This window comes from Streptomyces sp. NPDC026672 (genome assembly GCF_040638185.1).
In the GTDB taxonomy this organism is placed as follows: Bacteria; Actinomycetota; Actinomycetes; order Streptomycetales; family Streptomycetaceae; genus Streptomyces.
Window position 1 is genome coordinate 26216 of record NZ_JBEZXS010000030.1, and the last position, 16326, is coordinate 42541.

General features: G+C 72.5%; 12 protein-coding genes. 10 read left to right on the forward strand and 2 right to left on the reverse strand.

All coding sequences use genetic code 11. The features are described from left to right. The first annotated feature begins 9 nt into the window (after positions 1–9). The 3 genes from AB0F77_RS29615 to AB0F77_RS29625 are packed head-to-tail and all read left to right on the forward strand — an operon-like array spanning position 10 to position 6374. Positions 10–1266, forward strand: coding sequence for a glycosyl hydrolase (locus AB0F77_RS29615; protein WP_361954740.1), 1257 nt, complete (start codon positions 10–12; stop codon positions 1264–1266). Further along, positions 1263–3326: an endo-beta-N-acetylglucosaminidase gene (locus AB0F77_RS29620; protein WP_361954741.1), complete on the forward strand. Its 2064-nt coding sequence runs from the start codon at positions 1263–1265 to the stop codon at positions 3324–3326. The genes AB0F77_RS29615 and AB0F77_RS29620 overlap by 4 nt, the downstream gene beginning before the upstream one ends. 30 nt (positions 3327–3356) lie before the next feature. Continuing rightward, complete coding sequence (locus tag AB0F77_RS29625) at positions 3357–6374, forward strand: glycoside hydrolase family 38 C-terminal domain-containing protein (RefSeq protein ID WP_361954742.1); 3018 nt, start codon at positions 3357–3359, stop codon at positions 6372–6374. Between the two features lie 60 nt (positions 6375–6434). Here the strand turns inward: AB0F77_RS29625 and AB0F77_RS29630 are convergent, their stop codons facing one another. Continuing rightward, positions 6435–7157, reverse strand: coding sequence for a FadR/GntR family transcriptional regulator (locus AB0F77_RS29630; protein ID WP_361954743.1), 723 nt, complete (start codon positions 7155–7157; stop codon positions 6435–6437). 164 nt (positions 7158–7321) lie between these two features. On the opposite strand from AB0F77_RS29630, the gene AB0F77_RS29635 reads away from it, so the two are divergent. The 7 genes from AB0F77_RS29635 to AB0F77_RS29665 are packed head-to-tail and all read left to right on the forward strand — an operon-like array spanning position 7322 to position 14902. After that, positions 7322–8407 carry a sugar ABC transporter substrate-binding protein gene (locus tag AB0F77_RS29635; RefSeq protein WP_361954744.1) on the forward strand — a complete coding sequence of 362 codons (1086 nt, stop codon included), beginning with the start codon at positions 7322–7324 and terminating at the stop codon, positions 8405–8407. Continuing rightward, entirely contained in the window at positions 8404–9894 is a 1491-nt protein-coding gene (locus tag AB0F77_RS29640; RefSeq protein ID WP_361954745.1) for a sugar ABC transporter ATP-binding protein, read from the forward strand. The genes AB0F77_RS29635 and AB0F77_RS29640 overlap by 4 nt, the downstream gene beginning before the upstream one ends. Beyond that, positions 9887–10912 (forward strand): ABC transporter permease, encoded by a 1026-nt coding sequence (locus tag AB0F77_RS29645; protein WP_361954746.1) that lies wholly within the window; start codon positions 9887–9889, stop codon positions 10910–10912. Before AB0F77_RS29640 ends, AB0F77_RS29645 begins: the two co-directional genes overlap by 8 nt. Before the next feature lie 43 nt (positions 10913–10955). Next, positions 10956–12296 (forward strand): L-fuconate dehydratase, encoded by a 1341-nt coding sequence (locus AB0F77_RS29650; protein ID WP_361954747.1) that lies wholly within the window; start codon positions 10956–10958, stop codon positions 12294–12296. Next, on the forward strand, positions 12293–13048 hold the full coding sequence (locus AB0F77_RS29655) for an SDR family oxidoreductase (RefSeq protein WP_361954748.1): 756 nt from the start codon (positions 12293–12295) through the stop codon (positions 13046–13048). Before AB0F77_RS29650 ends, AB0F77_RS29655 begins: the two co-directional genes overlap by 4 nt. Continuing rightward, positions 13045–14013, forward strand: coding sequence for an aldo/keto reductase (locus AB0F77_RS29660; RefSeq protein WP_361954749.1), 969 nt, complete (start codon positions 13045–13047; stop codon positions 14011–14013). Before AB0F77_RS29655 ends, AB0F77_RS29660 begins: the two co-directional genes overlap by 4 nt. Before the next feature lie 46 nt (positions 14014–14059). Beyond that, positions 14060–14902, forward strand: coding sequence for an amidohydrolase family protein (locus AB0F77_RS29665; protein ID WP_361954750.1), 843 nt, complete (start codon positions 14060–14062; stop codon positions 14900–14902). Positions 14903–14912: 10 nt separating this feature from the next. Here the strand turns inward: AB0F77_RS29665 and AB0F77_RS29670 are convergent, their stop codons facing one another. After that, positions 14913–16322, reverse strand: a complete 1410-nt coding sequence (locus AB0F77_RS29670) for a lipase maturation factor family protein (protein WP_361954751.1) — start codon at positions 16320–16322, stop codon at positions 14913–14915. Between the last annotated feature and the right edge of the window lie 4 nt (positions 16323–16326).

The window sequence follows — 16326 nt, forward strand, 5'->3', positions numbered from 1 at the left end:
AGGAACTCCATGCCTTCTGCCGTGCGCTTCGGCGTCAACTACACCCCCAGCGAAGGGTGGTTCCACCACTGGCTCGACTTCGACCTGGACTCCGTGCGCGCCGACCTCGACTCCGTCGCCGCGCTGGGCCTCGACCACATCCGGGTCTTCCCGCTGTGGCCCTACTTCCAGCCCAACCGCACCCTGATCAGGCCCCGCGCCGTCGAGCAGCTCGTCGCCCTCGCCGACGCCGCCGCCGAACGCGGCCTCGACGTCGACGTGGACGGCCTCCAGGGCCACCTCAGCAGCTTCGACTTCCTGCCCGCCTGGACACGCACCTGGCACCGGCGCAACATCTTCACCGACCCCGACGTCGTCGACGGCCAGGCCGCCTATCTGCGCACCCTCGCCGCCGCCCTCGCCGACCGGCCCAACTTCATCGGGATGACCGTCGGCAACGAGGTCAACCAGTTCGCCGCCGGACCCCACCCCGACCCCGACCGCGTCACCCCCGACCGGGCCGCGGCCTGGCTCACCCGGATGCTCGCCGCCTGCGCCGAGGGCGCCCCCGGTCGGCTCCACCTGCACGCCTCCTACGACGCCGCCTGGTACCAGGACGACCAGCCCTTCACCCCGGAGCACTCCGCCCGCCTCGGCGACGTCACCGCCGTGCACTCCTGGGTGTTCAACGGCACCGCCCAGCGCCACGGTCGCGCCTCCGTGCCCAGCGAACAGCACGCCGCCTACCTCGTCGAACTGAGCAAGGCGTGGGCCGACGACCCCCACCGCCCCGTCTGGCTCCAGGAGGTCGGCGCCCCCGCCCCCCTGGTCCCGCCCGAGCACGCCGCCGCCTTCACCGAGGCGACCGTCGCCCACGCCCTGGACTGCCCCGACCTGTGGGGCGTCACCTGGTGGTGCTCCCACGACGTCTCGCGCACCCTCGCCGACTTCCCCGAACTGGAATACGGTCTGGGGCTGTTGACCAACGACCGGCGACCCAAGGAGCTCGCGCGCGTGCTGGCGGAGGCCGCCCGCGCGCCCCGCGGCACCCCCGCACCCCGCGGCACGGCCCTCGTCGTGCCCGCGGACCCCGCCGCCCGCTCCCGCTGCGCCCCCGGCGGACCCGTCTTCGACGCCTACTTCCGGCTGGCCGCCGACGGGGCCCGCCCCACGACCGTCCTGGACACGCGCGCGGACGACAAGGAACACCTCGCCGCGCGCGGCATCACCGAAGTGGTCGCTCCCGACCAGGTACTCCCCACCCCCCAAGGAGGCACCCGCTCGTGAACCACCCCACCAGACGGACGGTCCTGCTCGCCGCCACCGCGGCCGCGCTGACCCCGGCCCTGCCCGCCGTCGCCGCACCCGGCACCGGCACCGCCCGCGCCGCCGCCGAGCCCGGCACCGCCGCCGCGGCCACCCCGCCCTACGCCGCCTACTGGTACCCGGACACCTTCCCCTCCGGCAGCCCCGGCTCCGGCATCACCTGGCACAGCCTGAAGTCCTGGCGCGCGGCCGACGACACCGACCTCGCCCTCAACGCCTCCACCGTGCCGCTCGCCCCGCGTTTCACCCCCACCGCGGCCAACACCACCGCCCGCTCGGACCAGGCCCGCGTCCAGTCGCTCGTGTCCTTCGGACCCACCTCCAGCAACCCCTCCCAGGGCTCGGCCACCGCCGACTACTACGCCCTCACCCACTGGGCGTACATCGACGAACTGGTCTTCTGGGGCGGCTCGGCCGGAGAGGGCCTGATCCTCGCCCCGAACGCGCCGATCGTGGACGCGGCCCACCGGCACGGCGTCCCCGTCCTCGGCAACATCTTCCTGCCGCCCACCGCCTTCGGCGGACAGCTCCAGTGGACCCGCGACCTCGTCCAGAAGGACGCCGCGGGCCACTACCCGCTGGCCGGCCAACTCGTCGAGGTCGCCGCCGCGTACGGCTTCGACGGCTGGTTCGTCAACGCCGAGACCGGCGGCGGCAACAGCGCCCTCGGCGCGGACATGCTGGGCTTCGTGCGCGAGCTGAAATCCCTCTCCGGCGCCCGCGGACAGCGGGTGACCTGGTACGACGCCATGACCGTGAACGGCGCCGTCAGCTGGCAGGGTGCGCTCAACGCCCAGAACCAGGCGTTCTTCGAGACCTCCGACGACATGTTCGTCGACTTCCGCTGGAGCGCGGGCACCCTCGCCTCCTCCGGCACGAGGGCCGACCAGCTCGGCCGCAGCCGCTACCAGCTGTACGCGGGCGTGGACGTGGAGTCCAACGGCTCCAACTCCTTCGTGAACTGGGACGCGTTCGTGCCGACCGGCGCGGCGCACATCACCTCGTTCGGCTTCTACCGGCCCGAGTGGACCCGCAACCACCTGCCCGCGAACCGCACCCCCGGCGACTTCCACGCCGCCGACGACCGCTTCTGGACCGGCCGTTCGCTCGACCCGTCCCGGCCCGACGCAGGCGACAGCTGGCGGGCGCCGGCCGTCACCGTCGCCGACCGCTCCACCGTCACCTCGGTGCCGTTCGCGAGCGTCTTCAACACCGGGCACGGGCTGCGCTGGTACGACTGCGGCGCGGTCACCTCGGACGCGCAGTGGAACCACCTCGGGCTCCAGGACCGGCTGCCCTCCCGGCGCTGGGCCGTGCACACCTCGGGCACCCGGCCCGCCGTCACCTTCGACTTCGCCGACGCCTGGCGCGGCGGCAGCAGCGTCCTGGTGGACGGCGCGCTCGACCAGCCCGCCGTAGTGGACCTGTACGCGACGCGGCTGCCGATCACCGAGGACACGGTGGTCGAGCTGACGCACCGCACCGACGCCGGCACCGTGGACGTCGAACTCGCCGTCGCCACCGCCGAACCGGACGCCGCCGGCGCGACACCGCCGTACACGTATCTGCCGGTGAGCGCGGTCACCACCAGGAAGAGAGTGAAGGTCGTCAACGGGTGGACCACCACGACCGTACGGCTGAAGGGGCTGTCCGGCACCGTCCACGCGCTCGGCGTCCGGCTCACCGCGGCCTCCGGACCCGTGCGCTGGCGGCTGGGCGGCATCGCCGTCCGTGACGCCGCCCGCACCCCCGCCGCGCCCTCGGAGCTCCGGGTCACCGCGGCCACCGGCGGTGACCTGCGCTTCGCCTGGGACGCCGCGCCCGGTGACGTCCGGCACCACGAACTGCACCGGCTGCTGCCCGACGGCACCCGCCGCTTCCTCGGCGGCACCTGCCAGCGGGCCTTCTTCGTCACCGGCCTGAAGCCGGAACAGGGCGAGACGACGGCGCGGTTCGAACTGCGTTCCGTGGGGGAGCTGTACACCTCGTCGGCCCCCGTGACCGTCACGCACACCTGGTAACCACCCGCACCCAGCAACGGAGCACCCCACATGCATGACGACCGCCGTCTGGTCGAAGCCCGCCTCAAGCGCGTCCTCGACGAGAGGGTCCGCCCCGCCGTGTATCCGCGGTCCGTGCCCCTCCGGGTCGAGGTGTGGCACGCGCCGGGCGAACCCGTCCCCGTCGAGGAGGGGCTCGCGGCCGAGCCGGAGCCGATCGAGGTGGGCGCCCGGTGGGGTGCTCCCTGGGGCACGAGCTGGTTCCGGGTGACCGGGACCGTGCCCCGGGAGTGGGCGGGCGAGACCGTCGAGGCCGTCCTCGACCTGGGCTTCGACGAGAACATGCCGGGCTTCCAGTGCGAGGGCCTGGTGCACCGGCCCGACGGCACACCGGTCAAGGGCCTCAACCCGCGCAACCAGTGGGTGCGCGTCGGAGCCCCCGTCGAGGGCGGCGAGGAGGTCGACCTGCGCATCGAGGCCGCCTCCAACCCCGTCATCCTCGACTACCACCCCTTCCGGCCCACGGCGCTCGGCGACAAGGAGACCGCGGGCAGCGAACCCCAGTACACGCTGACCCGCATGGACCTCGCCGTGTTCGACGAGACCGTGTGGCAGCTCGTCCTCGACCTCGAGGTGCTCGGCGAGCTGATGGCCGAACTGCCGGAGGACTCGGCCCGCCGGTGGGACATCCTGCGCGCCCTGGACCGGGCGCTCGACGCCATCGACCTCCAGGACGTCAACGGCACCGCCGCCGAGGCCCGTTCACGGCTCACCGAGGTGCTCGCCGTGCCCGCCGCGCCGTCCGCGCACCGCATCAGCGCCGTCGGGCACGCGCACATCGACTCGGCGTGGCTGTGGCCGCTGCGCGAGACCGTCCGCAAGGTCGCCCGGACCACCTCCAACATGACCGCGCTCATCGAGGACGAGCCCGACTTCGTCTTCGCCATGTCCCAGGCGCAGCAGTGGGCGTGGGTCAAGGAACACCGGCCCGGCGTGTGGGCCCGGGTCAAGAAGGCCGTCGCCGAGGGCCGGTTCGTGCCGGCCGGCGGCATGTGGGTGGAGTCCGACACCAACATGCCCGGATCCGAGGCGATGGCACGGCAGTTCGTGCACGGCAAGCGGTTCTTCCTCGACGAGTTCGGCATCGAGAACGAGGAGGCGTGGCTGCCCGACACCTTCGGGTTCGCCGCCGGACTGCCGCAGATCATCAAGGCGGCCGGGTCCAAGTGGCTGCTGACGCAGAAGATCTCCTGGTCGCAGACGAACACGTTCCCTCACCACACCTTCTGGTGGGAGGGCATCGATGGCACCCGGATCTTCACCCACTTCCCGCCCGTCGACACCTACAACTGCTCCATGCGCGGCAGCGAGATCGCCCACGCCGCGCGCAACTTCAAGGACAAGGGCCGCGCCCGCCACTCCCTCGCCCCCACCGGCTGGGGCGACGGGGGAGGCGGCACCACCCGGGAGATGGTCGGCAAGGCGGCCCGGCTGCGCGACCTGGAGGGTTCGGCCACCGTCGTCTGGGAGACCCCGCGGGCGTTCTTCGAGAAGGCCGAGGCCGAGTACGCCCACCCGCCGGTCTGGGCCGGCGAGCTGTACCTCGAACTGCACCGCGCGACCCTGACCAGCCAGGCGCGGACCAAGCAGGGCAACCGGCGCAGCGAACACCTGCTGCGCGAGGCGGAGCTGTGGGCGGCGACGGCCGCGGTGCGCGCCGGATTCCCCTACCCCTACGAGGAGCTGGACCGGATCTGGAAGACGGTGCTGCTGCACCAGTTCCACGACATCCTGCCCGGCTCCTCGATCGCCTGGGTGCACCGCGAGGCCAGGGCCACCTACGAGCGGGTGGCCGCCGAACTGGAGGGGATCGTCGACGCGGCGCAGCGCGCGCTGGCCGGCGAGGGTTCGGTCCCGCTGGTGTTCAACGCGGCCCCGCACACCCGGGCCGGCGTCCCCGCCGGCGGCGCGGGGACGGCGGTGACGGACGGCGCCACGTCCCTGGACCCCCGGCCCGGTGGCGGACACGTCCTCGACAACGGGCTGCTGCGCGTCCAGGTCGACGCGGCCGGGCTGGTCGTCTCGGTGTACGACGTGGCGGCCGATCGGGAGACGATCGCGCCCGGCACGGCGGCCAACCTGCTCCAACTGCACCCGGACTTCCCGAACATGTGGGACGCCTGGGACGTGGACGCCTTCTACCGCAACACCGTTACCGACCTCACGGACGCCGACGAGGTGAGGGCGGGGGAGGACGGGACGTCGGTGCGGATCGTCCGGTCCTTCGGCGACTCCCGGGTCACCCAGGTGCTGTCCCTCGCGCCGGGGGAGCGGCGGCTGGTGCTGGACACGGAGGTCGACTGGCACGAGACGGAGAAGTTCCTCAAGCTCGCCTTCCCGCTCGACGTGCACGCCGAACGCTACGCGTCCGAGACGCAGTTCGGGCACTTCCACCGGCCCACGCACACCAACACCTCGTGGGAGGCGGCCAAGTTCGAGGCGTGCAACCACCGCTTCGTCCATCTGGAGGAGCCCGGCTGGGGCGTCGCGGTCGTCAACGACTCGACGTACGGGCACGACGTCACCCGCGGTGTCCGCACCGACGGCGACGGGGGTACGACGACCACGGTGCGGGTCTCGCTGCTGCGCGCCCCGCGCTTCCCCGACCCGGAGACCGACCAGGGCGTCCACCGCTTCCGGCACGCCCTCGTCCCCGGCGCGGGCATCGGCGACGCGGTCCGCGAGGGCTGGCGCGTCAACCTGCCCGAGCGGCGGCTGACCGGGGCGGGGGCGGTGGAGCCGCTGGTCACGGTCGATCAGGAGGCGGTGGTCGTCACCGCGGTCAAGCTCGCCGACGACGGCAGCGGCGACGTGGTGGTCCGCTTCCACGAGGCCCACGGCGGCCGTGCGCGGGCGACGCTCACCACGGCCTTCGAGCTCACCGAGGTCACGGCGACCGACCTCCTGGAACGCCCGCTGGAGGGGCCGGCCCCCCGGCACGACGGGCGCCGCGTCGAGGTCCGGCTGCGCCCCTTCGAGCTGGTCACCCTCCGTCTGCGCCGGGCCTGACCCGCACCGCGCCGGACGGGGGCCGGGGTTCCGCACGGAACCCCGGCCCCCGTCGGCCGTTCACAGGCCCCGGGGCGGTTCGACCTCACCGATCTGGGCCCTGAGCCACTCCTCCACCTCGCCGACGTGGGCCGCGGCGGCGGCCCGTGCCGCCTCCGGGTCGTGGGCGGCCAACGCGCGGTGGATGGCGGCGTGTTCGCGGCGGGTGCGGGTGAAGGCGCCCTCCTCCTGGTAGCCGCGCCACACGCGGGCGCGGAAGGTGCGGGAGGACAGGCCCTCCAGGATGGCCGCCATGGTCTCGTTGCCCGCGGCGCCCGCGATCTCGCGGTGGAACGCCAGGTCGTGGGCGAGGATCTCCTCGGGGTCCTCGGTCGCGTTCATCGCCGCGAGGTGCTTCTCCACCTCCGCCAGCTGGTCCGGCGTGATCCGCGCCGCGGCCAGTGCCGTCGCCGTCGACTCCAGGATCCGCCGCACCTCCAGCAGCTCCACCAGCCGCGGCCCGCGCGACAGGTCGGCGACCACCCCGAACGTCTCCAGCAGGTCACCCGCCTCCAGCTGGGTGACGTAGATCCCGGACCCGTGCCGTGCCTCCAGCACGCCGAGCACCGTGAGCGCCCGGATCGCCTCCCGCATCGAGCTGCGGGACATGCCCAGCTGGGCCGCCAGATCACGCTCGGTCGGCAGTCGCTGCCCCGGCTCCAGACGGCCCTCGGCGATCATCGCCTTGATCCGCTCGATGGCGCGCTCGGTCACGGTGCCCTTGTGGGGGGCTGTCTCGTCCACGCCGTTCCTCCTGTCACCGGTGCGCCGCAGTCTAACCACCCATGTGGTCGGACCACTACGTCCAAAGTCCGGGGAAAACCGCGGCACAGGGGTGTTGTGGACGCCAAGTGGTCTGATAAGTATGCGGTCACCTGCTCGAAACACGCTCGATGAGGAGCTGCCAGATGCCCGGCGGAACACTGAGTGCACCGAGGAAGCGGACCCGGTCCCGGAACATCGGCGCGGCGGCCCTGGCCGTCGGCGCCTCGCTCGTGCTCGCCGCGTGCGGCAGCACCAAGGACGACGGCCCGGCCGACGCCGCCGGGGGCGGCGGTGGAACCGGCAAGGTCGGGGTGATCCTGCCCCTGCTGACCTCGCCCTTCTGGCAGTCGTACAACGACTACGTGCCGAAGATGGCGGAGTCCGAGGGCGTCGACGCCCTGAAGACCGTCAACTCCAACAGCGACCCCTCGCAGCAGATCACCGACATCAACAACGAGCTGAACCAGGGCGTCAAGGGCCTCGTCGTCGCCCCGCTCGACAGTGCGGCCATCGAGGCCGGCCTCGACCAGGCGGAACGCAAGGGCGTCCCCGTCGTCGCCGTGGACGTCGCCCCCGACAAGGGCAAGGTCGCCATGGTGGTGCGCGCCAACAACGTCGCCTACGGCGAGAAGGCGTGCGACTTCCTCGGCCAGAAGGTCAGCAGCGGCAAGGTCGTACAGATCATGGGCGACCTCGCCTCGGTCAACGGCCGTGACCGCTCCGAGGCGTTCCGCGCCTGTGTGAAGAAGAAGTACCCGAACCTCAAGGTCCTGGAGATCCCCGCCAAGTGGGAGTCCGACACGGCCGCCTCCAAGCTCGACACCCTGCTCAACGCCAACCCCGACATCAAGGGCATCTACATGCAGGCCGGCGGTGTCTACCTCGCGCCGACCCTGCAGACCCTGAAGTCCAAGAACATGCTGAAGCCGGCGGGCCAGAAGGGCCACATCGCCATCGTCTCCAACGACGGCATCCCGCAGGAGTTCGACGCGATCCGCAAGGGCGAGATCGACGCCACCGTCTCCCAGCCCGCCGACGCCTACGCCAAGTACGGCATGTACTACATCAAGGCCGCGATGGAGGGGAAGACCTTCCAGCCGGGCCCGACCGACCACGACTCCACGATCGTCAAGCTGCCCAGCGGCATCCTGGAGGACCAGCTGCCCGCCCCGCTGGTCACCAAGGACAACGTCGACGACCCGAAGCTGTGGGGCAACACGGTCAAATGACGACACCACTGGTCCGAGCACACGGCATCGTCAAGCGGTACGGTCCCACCGTCGCCCTCGCCGACGGCCGGCTGACCGTGCTGCCCGGCGAGTCCCACGCCCTCGTCGGCCGCAACGGTGCGGGCAAGTCCACCCTGGTCAACGTCCTCACCGGACTCCAGGCGCCGGACGAGGGCACGGTCAGCTTCGACGGCGAGCCCGCACCGGCGCTCGCCGACCGGGACGCCTGGCGGAGCAAGGTCGCCTGCGTGTACCAGAAGCCCACCGTCGTCCCCGAACTGACGGTCGCCGAGAACCTCTTCATCAACCGTCAGCCGCTGCGGCGCGGTCTCATCACCTGGCGCAGGCTCAGGAGCGAGGCCGCCGAACTCCTCGACACCTGGGACGTGCGCGTCGACCCGGAGGCGCGCACCGCCGACCTCAAGGTCGAGGACCGCCAAATGGTGGAGATCGCCCGCTCGTTGAGCTTCGGGGCCCGGTTCATCATCCTCGACGAACCGACCGCCCAGCTCGACAACCGGGAGATCGAGCGGCTGTTCGCCCGGATGCGCTCCCTCCAGGAGTCCGGCGTCACCTTCCTGTTCATCTCGCACCACCTCCAGGAGGTGTACGAGGTCTGCCAGACGGTGACGGTCCTGCGCGACGCCCGCTGGATCACCACCGCCCCCGTGGCCGACCTGCCCAGGGGCGCGCTGGTGGAGGCCATGGCGGGGGAGACCGTCGCCGACCAGGGGGCCGAGCGCCCCTCGGTGGACGCCGGTGCCCCGGTCGTCCTCGACGTCCGGGGCCTGACCGCCGCCGCCTACGAGGACGTCGACCTCACCGTCCGGCGCGGCGAGGTCGTCGGCCTCGCCGGCACCAGCGGAAGCGGCAAGATCGAGCTGGCCGAGACCCTCGCCGGGCTGCACAGCCCGACCGGGGGCACGGCCCGGCTCGACGGCCGCGAACTCCCCTTCGGCGACGTGCGCGCCGCACTGGACGCGGGCGTCGGCTGGGTGCCCCGCGACCGGCACGAACAGGGCATGGTCGCCGGCATGACCATCGGCGACAACGCCACCATGAGCGTGCTGGGCCGGCTCGGCCGCTTCGGCTTCGTCGGCACCGACCGCCGGCGCGAGGTCGCCACCGAGCTGATCGGCCGCCTCGACATCCACACCCAGGGCCCCGACCAGCCCGTCTCCGACCTGTCCGGCGGCAACGCGCAGAAGGTCGTCATGGCCCGCGCCCTCGCCTCCGACCCCCGTCTCCTCGTCCTCATCAACCCCACCGCGGGCGTCGACGTGAAGTCCAAGGAGTCCCTTCTCTCCCGCGTCGACAACGCCCGCGACGACGGCACCGCCGTGCTCGTCGTCTCCGACGAACTGGACGACCTGCGCCGCTGCGACCGCGTCCTCGTCCTCTTCCACGGCCGCGTCGTCGCCGAGCATCCGGCCGGCTGGCGCGACCACGAGCTCATCGCCTCCATCGAAGGAGTGGACCATGGCTGACACCAAGGCGCCGCCGGTGACGCCGGTCAGCGTGACCGGCGCCCGGTCGCCGAGAACCGTGCTGCTGCGCCGGGCCCGGGAACTCGCCCTGGTCCCTGCGTTGTTGCTGCTGCTCATACTCGGATCCCTGCTCAACGACTCCTTCTTCACCGAGGCCACCTTCATCTCGATTCTCGCCTCGTCGGCGGCGCTCGCGATGGTGGTGCTCGCGGAGTCGCTGGTGCTCATCACCGGCAAGTTCGACCTGTCGCTCGAATCGGTGGTCGGTATCGCGCCGGCGGTGGCCGCGCTCCTGGTGCTGCCGGCAGCCACCGCCGGATGGGGTACGGAGCTGCCGCCTGCGCTCGCTCTGCTGGCCATCCCCCTGGTGGGCGCGGCCATCGGCGCCTTCAACGGCCTGCTGGTGGTGAAGGTGAAGCTCAACGCGTTCATCGTCACCCTCGCCATGCTGATCATCCTGCGTGGACTCCTCGTCGGGGCCACGAAGGGCAAGACGCTGTTCGGCATGCCGGATGTCTTCTTCTCGGTCGCCACCACCACGTTCCTGCACATTCCGATGTCGGTCTGGGTCGCCGCCGCTGCCTTCGCCATCACCGGGGCGGTGCTCAAGTACCACCGTGTGGGCAGGTCGTTGTACGCGATCGGCGGCAATCTGGAAGCGGCACGCGCGGCCGGCATCCGTGTCGACCGTGTACGGATGGGCGTCTACATCACCGCCGGTGTCCTCGCCTCGATCGGTGGCCTTATGCAGACCGGCTACGTCGGCGCGATCGGTGCCAATCAGGGCCAGAACATGATCTTCACGGTGTTCGCCGCCGCCGTTATCGGAGGCATCAGCCTCGACGGAGGCCGAGGCACCATGTTCGGTGCCCTCACCGGTGTTCTCCTGCTCGGCGTGGTCAAGACCATGCTCAACATGGCCCAAGTGCAGCCGTTCTGGATCGACGCCATCTACGGCGGAATCATCCTGCTCGCCCTCATGATCGCCCGGGTGACCACGGGCCGCGCCCAGGACTGACGCCGCGGCCCCGCGGCTTCCGCCACCGACCGAAAGGACCTCTGTGTCCCCTGCTCCCGTCCGCATCACCGCCGTCGACACCTACGACGTGCGCTTCCCCACCTCGCGCGAGCTCGACGGCTCCGACGCGATGAACCCGGACCCCGACTACTCCGCCGCCTACGTCGTGCTGCGCACCGACGCGCCGGACGGACCCGAGGGGCACGGCTTCACCTTCACCATCGGGCGGGGCAACGAGGTCCAGGTCGCCGCGATCCACGCCCTGCGGCACCATGTGGTGGGACGGTCCGTCGACGAGCTCTGCGCGGACCCGGGCACGCTGAACCGTGACCTGATCGGCGACAGCCAACTGCGCTGGCTCGGGCCCGAGAAGGGCGTGATGCACATGGCGATCGGCGCACTTGTCAACGCCGTGTGGGACCTCGCCGCCAAGCGCGCCCGCAAACCCCTGTGGCAACTGCTCGCCGACGCCGAACCCGAATGGCTCGTCCGCCAGATCGACTTCCGCTACCTCACCGACGCCCTCACCCCCGCGGAGGCCCTGGACATCCTCGTCCGGGGCCGCGAGGGCGCCGAGGAACGCCGCGCCCTGCTCCTCAAGCGCGGCTACCCCGCCTACACCACCTCGGCCGGCTGGCTCGGCTACGACGACGAGAAGCTCACCCGCCGCGCCACCGAGGCCGTCCAGGCCGGCTTCAAGCAGATCAAGCTCAAGGTCGGCGCCGACCTGGAGGACGACATCCGGCGCTGCCGCGTCGCTCGCGCCGTCGTCGGCCCGGACATCCGCCTCGCCGTGGACGCCAACCAGCGCTGGGACGTCGACGAGGCGATCCGCTGGACCAAGGCCCTCGCCGAGTTCGACCCGTACTGGATCGAGGAGCCCACCAGCCCCGACGACGTCCTCGGCCACGCCGCCGTCCGCCGCGCGGTCGCCCCCGTCAAGGTCGCCACCGGCGAACACGTCCAGAACCGCATCGTGTTCAAGCAGATGCTCCAGGCCGGCGCCCTTGACGTGGTGCAGATCGACGCCGCCCGCGTCGGCGGCGTCAACGAGAACCTCGCCATCCTGCTCCTCGCCGCCAAGTTCGACGTGCCCGTCTGCCCGCACGCCGGCGGCGTCGGACTGTGCGAACTCGTCCAGCACCTCTCGATGTTCGACTACCTCGCCGTCTCCGGCACCACCGACGAGCGTGTCATCGAGTACGTCGACCACCTGCACGAGCACTTCCTCGACCCGGTGGTGATTCACGAGGGCCACTACGCGACACCCACCGCGCCCGGCTTCTCCGCCGCCATGCGGCCCGAGTCCATCGCACGGTACACATTCCCCGGCGGCGCCTTCTGGGCCGCCGACCCCGAGACCCGGAAGGGACAGGCGGCATGAACGACTTCGAGGGGCTGAGGGCCCTGGTGACCGGCGGCGCGTCAGGGATCGGCCGGGCCACCGCCGAACTCCTCGCCGCGCGCGGGGCCCAGGTCGCCGTCCTCGACCTGGACCCCTCCTCCGTCGACAAGCCGCTGCTCGGCTACCGCGCCGACGTCACCGACGACACCTCCGTACGCGAGGCCGTGACCGCCGCCGTCGCCGACCTCGGCGGACTCGACGTCCTCGTCAACAACGCCGGCATCGGCGCCCAGGGCACCGTCGAGGACAACGCCGACGAGGAGTGGCACCGCGTCCTCGACGTCAACGTGGTCGGCATGGTCCGCGTCGCCCGCGCCGCCCTGTCGCACCTGCGCGCCTCCGCGCACGCCGCGGTCGTCAACACCTGCTCCATCGCCGCCACCGCCGGACTTCCCCAGCGCGCGCTCTACAGCGCCACCAAGGGAGCCGTGTACTCGCTGACCCTCGCCATGGCCGCCGACCACGTCCGCGAGGGCATCCGCGTCAACTGCGTCAACCCCGGCACGGTCGACACCCCGTGGGTCGGCCGCCTGCTCGACGCCGCGGGCGACCCGGCCGCCGAACGCACCGCCCTGGAGGCCCGCCAGCCCACCGGCCGGCTCGTCTCCGCCGACGAGGTCGCGGGCGCCGTCGCCTACCTCGCGAGCCCCCTGTCCGGCGCCACCACCGGCACCGCCCTCGCCGTCGACGGCGGCATGCAGGGTCTCAGGCTGCGCCCGGCCGGCCGGTGAGCGCCCTCGTCCACGGCGGTGCCGAGGCCGGGCCCCTCGCCCTCGGCGCCGCCCCGCTCGGCAACCTCTACACCGAGGTCGGCGACGAGCAGGCGCACGAGACCGTACGGGCCGCCTGGCAGTCGGGCGTCCGCTACTTCGACACCGCCCCCCACTACGGCCTCGGCCTGTCCGAACGCCGGCTCGGCGCCGCCCTGCGCGCGTTCCCGCGCGCCGACTACACCGTCTCCACCAAGGTGGGACGGCGGCTCGAACCCGCGGACGGCACCGGCGACGACCTCGACAACGGCTTCGCCGTGCCCGCCGCCCACCGCCGCGTCTGGGACTTCAGCGCCGACGGCATCCGCCGCACCCTCGACGCCAGCCTGGAGCGCCTCGGCCTCGACCGGGTGGACGTCGTCTATCTGCACGACCCCGACGACCACGCCGAACAGGCCTTCCGCGAGGGCTACCCGGCCCTGGAGAAGCTGCGCGCCGAGGGCGTGGTCGGCGCGATCGGCGCGGGCATGAACCAGGCCGGGATGCTCACCCGCTTCGTGCGCGACACCGACGTGGACGTGGTGCTGTGCGCGGGGCGCTTCACCCTGCTCGACCAGAGCGCGGACGCCGAACTGCTGCCCGCCGCCCTCGAACGCGGGGTCCGGGTCGTCGTCGGCGGCGCGTTCAACTCCGGCCTGCTGGCCGACCCGAGACCCGGAGCGACGTACGACTACGCCGCGGCGCCGGCCGGTCTCCTCGACCGCGCCCTGCGCATGAAGGAGACCGCGGACCGCCACGGCATCACCCTGCGCGCCGCCGCCCTCGCCTTCTGCGCCTCCCACCCGGCCGTCGCCTCCGTCCTGGTCGGCGCCCGCTCGGCCGCCGAAGTGCGCGACTGCGCCGAGCAGTTCGCCACCGAGGTGCCCGACGCCTTCTGGCGGGAACTGCGCGACACCGGACTGCTGCCCCCGAGGGAGACGTCATGAGGACGACCCCGCCCCCGCGCCCCGCGCCCGTCGGACGGGAGCTGCCGTGACCGTCGACGCCCACCACCACGTCTGGGACCTCTCCGTCCGCGACCAGGACTGGATCACCGGACCCGAACTGCGGCCCCTGCGGCGCAACTTCACGGTCGCCGACCTCGAACCCGAGGCGCGGGCCGCGGGCGTCGACCGCACGGTCCTCGTCCAGACGGTCACCGTCGCCGAGGAGACCCCCGAGTTCCTGGCCCTGGCCGACACGCACGACCTGATCGCCGGCGTCGTCGGCTGGGTGGACCTCACCCGCCCCGACGTCGCCGACGAACTCGCCCGGCTGCGCGAACTGCCCGGCGGTGCCCACCTCAAGGGCATCCGCCACCAGGTCCAGGGCGAACCCGAGCCGGAGTGGCTGCTGCGCCCCGACGTCCGCCGGGGCCTCGCCGCGGTCGCGGACGCCGGCCTGGTCTACGACCTCGTCGTCCTGCCCCACCAACTGCCCGTCTGCGTCAAGGCGGCCGCCGAGCACGAGGAACTCCTCTTCGTCCTCGACCACTTGGGCAAACCGCCCGTCGTCACGGGGCGGACCGAACCCTGGGCCACCGCCCTGCGCGCCCTCGCCGCCCTCCCGAACACGGTCGCCAAGCTCTCCGGCCTGGTCACCGAGGCCGACCCCGACGCCTGGACGACGGCCGACCTGCGCCCGTACACCGACGCAGCCCTGGGCGCCTTCGGCCCCGACCGGCTGATGGTGGGCTCCGACTGGCCGGTGTGCACCCTGGCCGCCGGCTACGGCCGGGTGCTGGACGCGGCCCGGGAGCTCACGGCGGACCTGAGCGCGTCCGAGCGCGCCCAGCTGTTCGAGGGCACCGCCACCCGCGTCTACCTGTCCGGCTGAACGGGCCGGCTCAGCGCTGCGCCAGGCGCGTCGGGGGCAGGTACTCCCGCACGAACGTCCGCTCCCAGCACGCGCCCGTCTCCCGCAACTCCCGCCACGTCGTGTACCGGTAGCGGAAGAGGCGGGCGCGGACGTGGCGGGGCGGGCGCTCCGGAGGGAACGGGGAGCGCCGCAGCAGCCGCAGGGTGTCCCGGTCGCCCGCGAGCAGCCGCTCCACCAGCGCCCCGAACCAGTCCCCGGCGTACGCGGGCGACAGCGCGGCGAACCACATCAGCCAGTCCAGCCGCAGGTGGTAGGGCGCGAACTGGCGCGGCCAGCGGCGCGGATCACCGGGCTTGCCCCGGAACTCGTACGCCCGCCAGTCGGAGTCCTCCCGCGGCACCTCGTCCGCCGTGCCCTCGATCACCACCTCGTAGCGCACCCGGCCGACGGTGCCGAACGCGCCGTAGGTGTTGACGAGGTGCAGCGGGTCGAAGGACCGGTTCATCACCTGCCGCCGGGAGATCATGTTCACCACCGGGTGCCGGCTCAGGCCCAGCAGCAGCGCGGCCACGGCGAGGACCACGACCTCGTACCAGAGCGGGGCGGCCGGCACCGGCGGCGCGTGCCCCGGCAGCTCCAGCGCCGACAGGGCCAGCACGATCGTGATCCAGTTCAGCCAGGAGAAGTTGCCGGACAGCACCAGCCACAGCTGGGTGACGATCATCAGGGCCGCGGCGGCCGACGCCACCGGTTGCGGGGTGAACAGCAGCACCGGCACCACGAGTTGGGTGACGTGGTTCGCGGCGACCTCCACCCGGTGCAGGGGCCGGGGCAGCCGGTGGAAGAACCAGCTCAGCGGGCCCGGCATCGGCTGGGTCTCGTGGTGGTAGTACAGACAGGTCAGCCGCCGCCAGCAGTCGTCCCCGCGCAGCTTGATCAGACCGGCGCCGAACTCGACCCGGAACAGGATCCAGCGCAGCAGGAACAGCACGAGCACCGGCGGCGCCACCTCGTCGTTGCCCAGGAAGACCGCGAGGAAGCCCACCTCCAGCAGCAGCGACTCCCAGCCGAACGCGTACCAGGTCTGCCCGACGTTGACGACCGACAGGTACAGCGCCCAGGGCACCAGCCACAGCAGCATCCCGCCCCACAGCGGCAGCCACCCGTCCGCGCCCGCGAGCAGCGCCGCCGACACCGCGCAGCCCGCCCAGGCGCACAGCGCGAAGAAGCGGTCCGAGTAGTGGACCTGGAACAGGCTCGGCGCCCGGCGGAACGGCACCCGTGCCACGAACCGGGGCACCGGCAGCATGCCCCGCTCCCCGAGCAGCGCGCGGAACTGGAGGGCCGCCGTCAGGAACGCCACGAGGTACACCCCGGCCAGCGCCCGCTGGAAGACCAGCCGGCTCCACCAGTACTCGGGTGCGGTGAACCAGTCCACGATC

Bases quoted from the DNA above. Each gene is read 5' to 3' on its own strand.
- AB0F77_RS29615 (WP_361954740.1), top strand. From the start codon at position 10: ATGCCTTCTGCCGTGCGCTTCGGCGTCAACTACACCCCCAGCGAAGGG.
- AB0F77_RS29625 (WP_361954742.1), top strand. From the start codon at position 3,357: ATGCATGACGACCGCCGTCTGGTCGAAGCCCGCCTCAAGCGCGTCCTC.
- AB0F77_RS29635 (WP_361954744.1), top strand. From the start codon at position 7,322: ATGCCCGGCGGAACACTGAGTGCACCGAGGAAGCGGACCCGGTCCCGG.
- AB0F77_RS29640 (WP_361954745.1), top strand. From the start codon at position 8,404: ATGACGACACCACTGGTCCGAGCACACGGCATCGTCAAGCGGTACGGT.
- AB0F77_RS29645 (WP_361954746.1), top strand. From the start codon at position 9,887: ATGGCTGACACCAAGGCGCCGCCGGTGACGCCGGTCAGCGTGACCGGC.
- AB0F77_RS29655 (WP_361954748.1), top strand. From the start codon at position 12,293: ATGAACGACTTCGAGGGGCTGAGGGCCCTGGTGACCGGCGGCGCGTCA.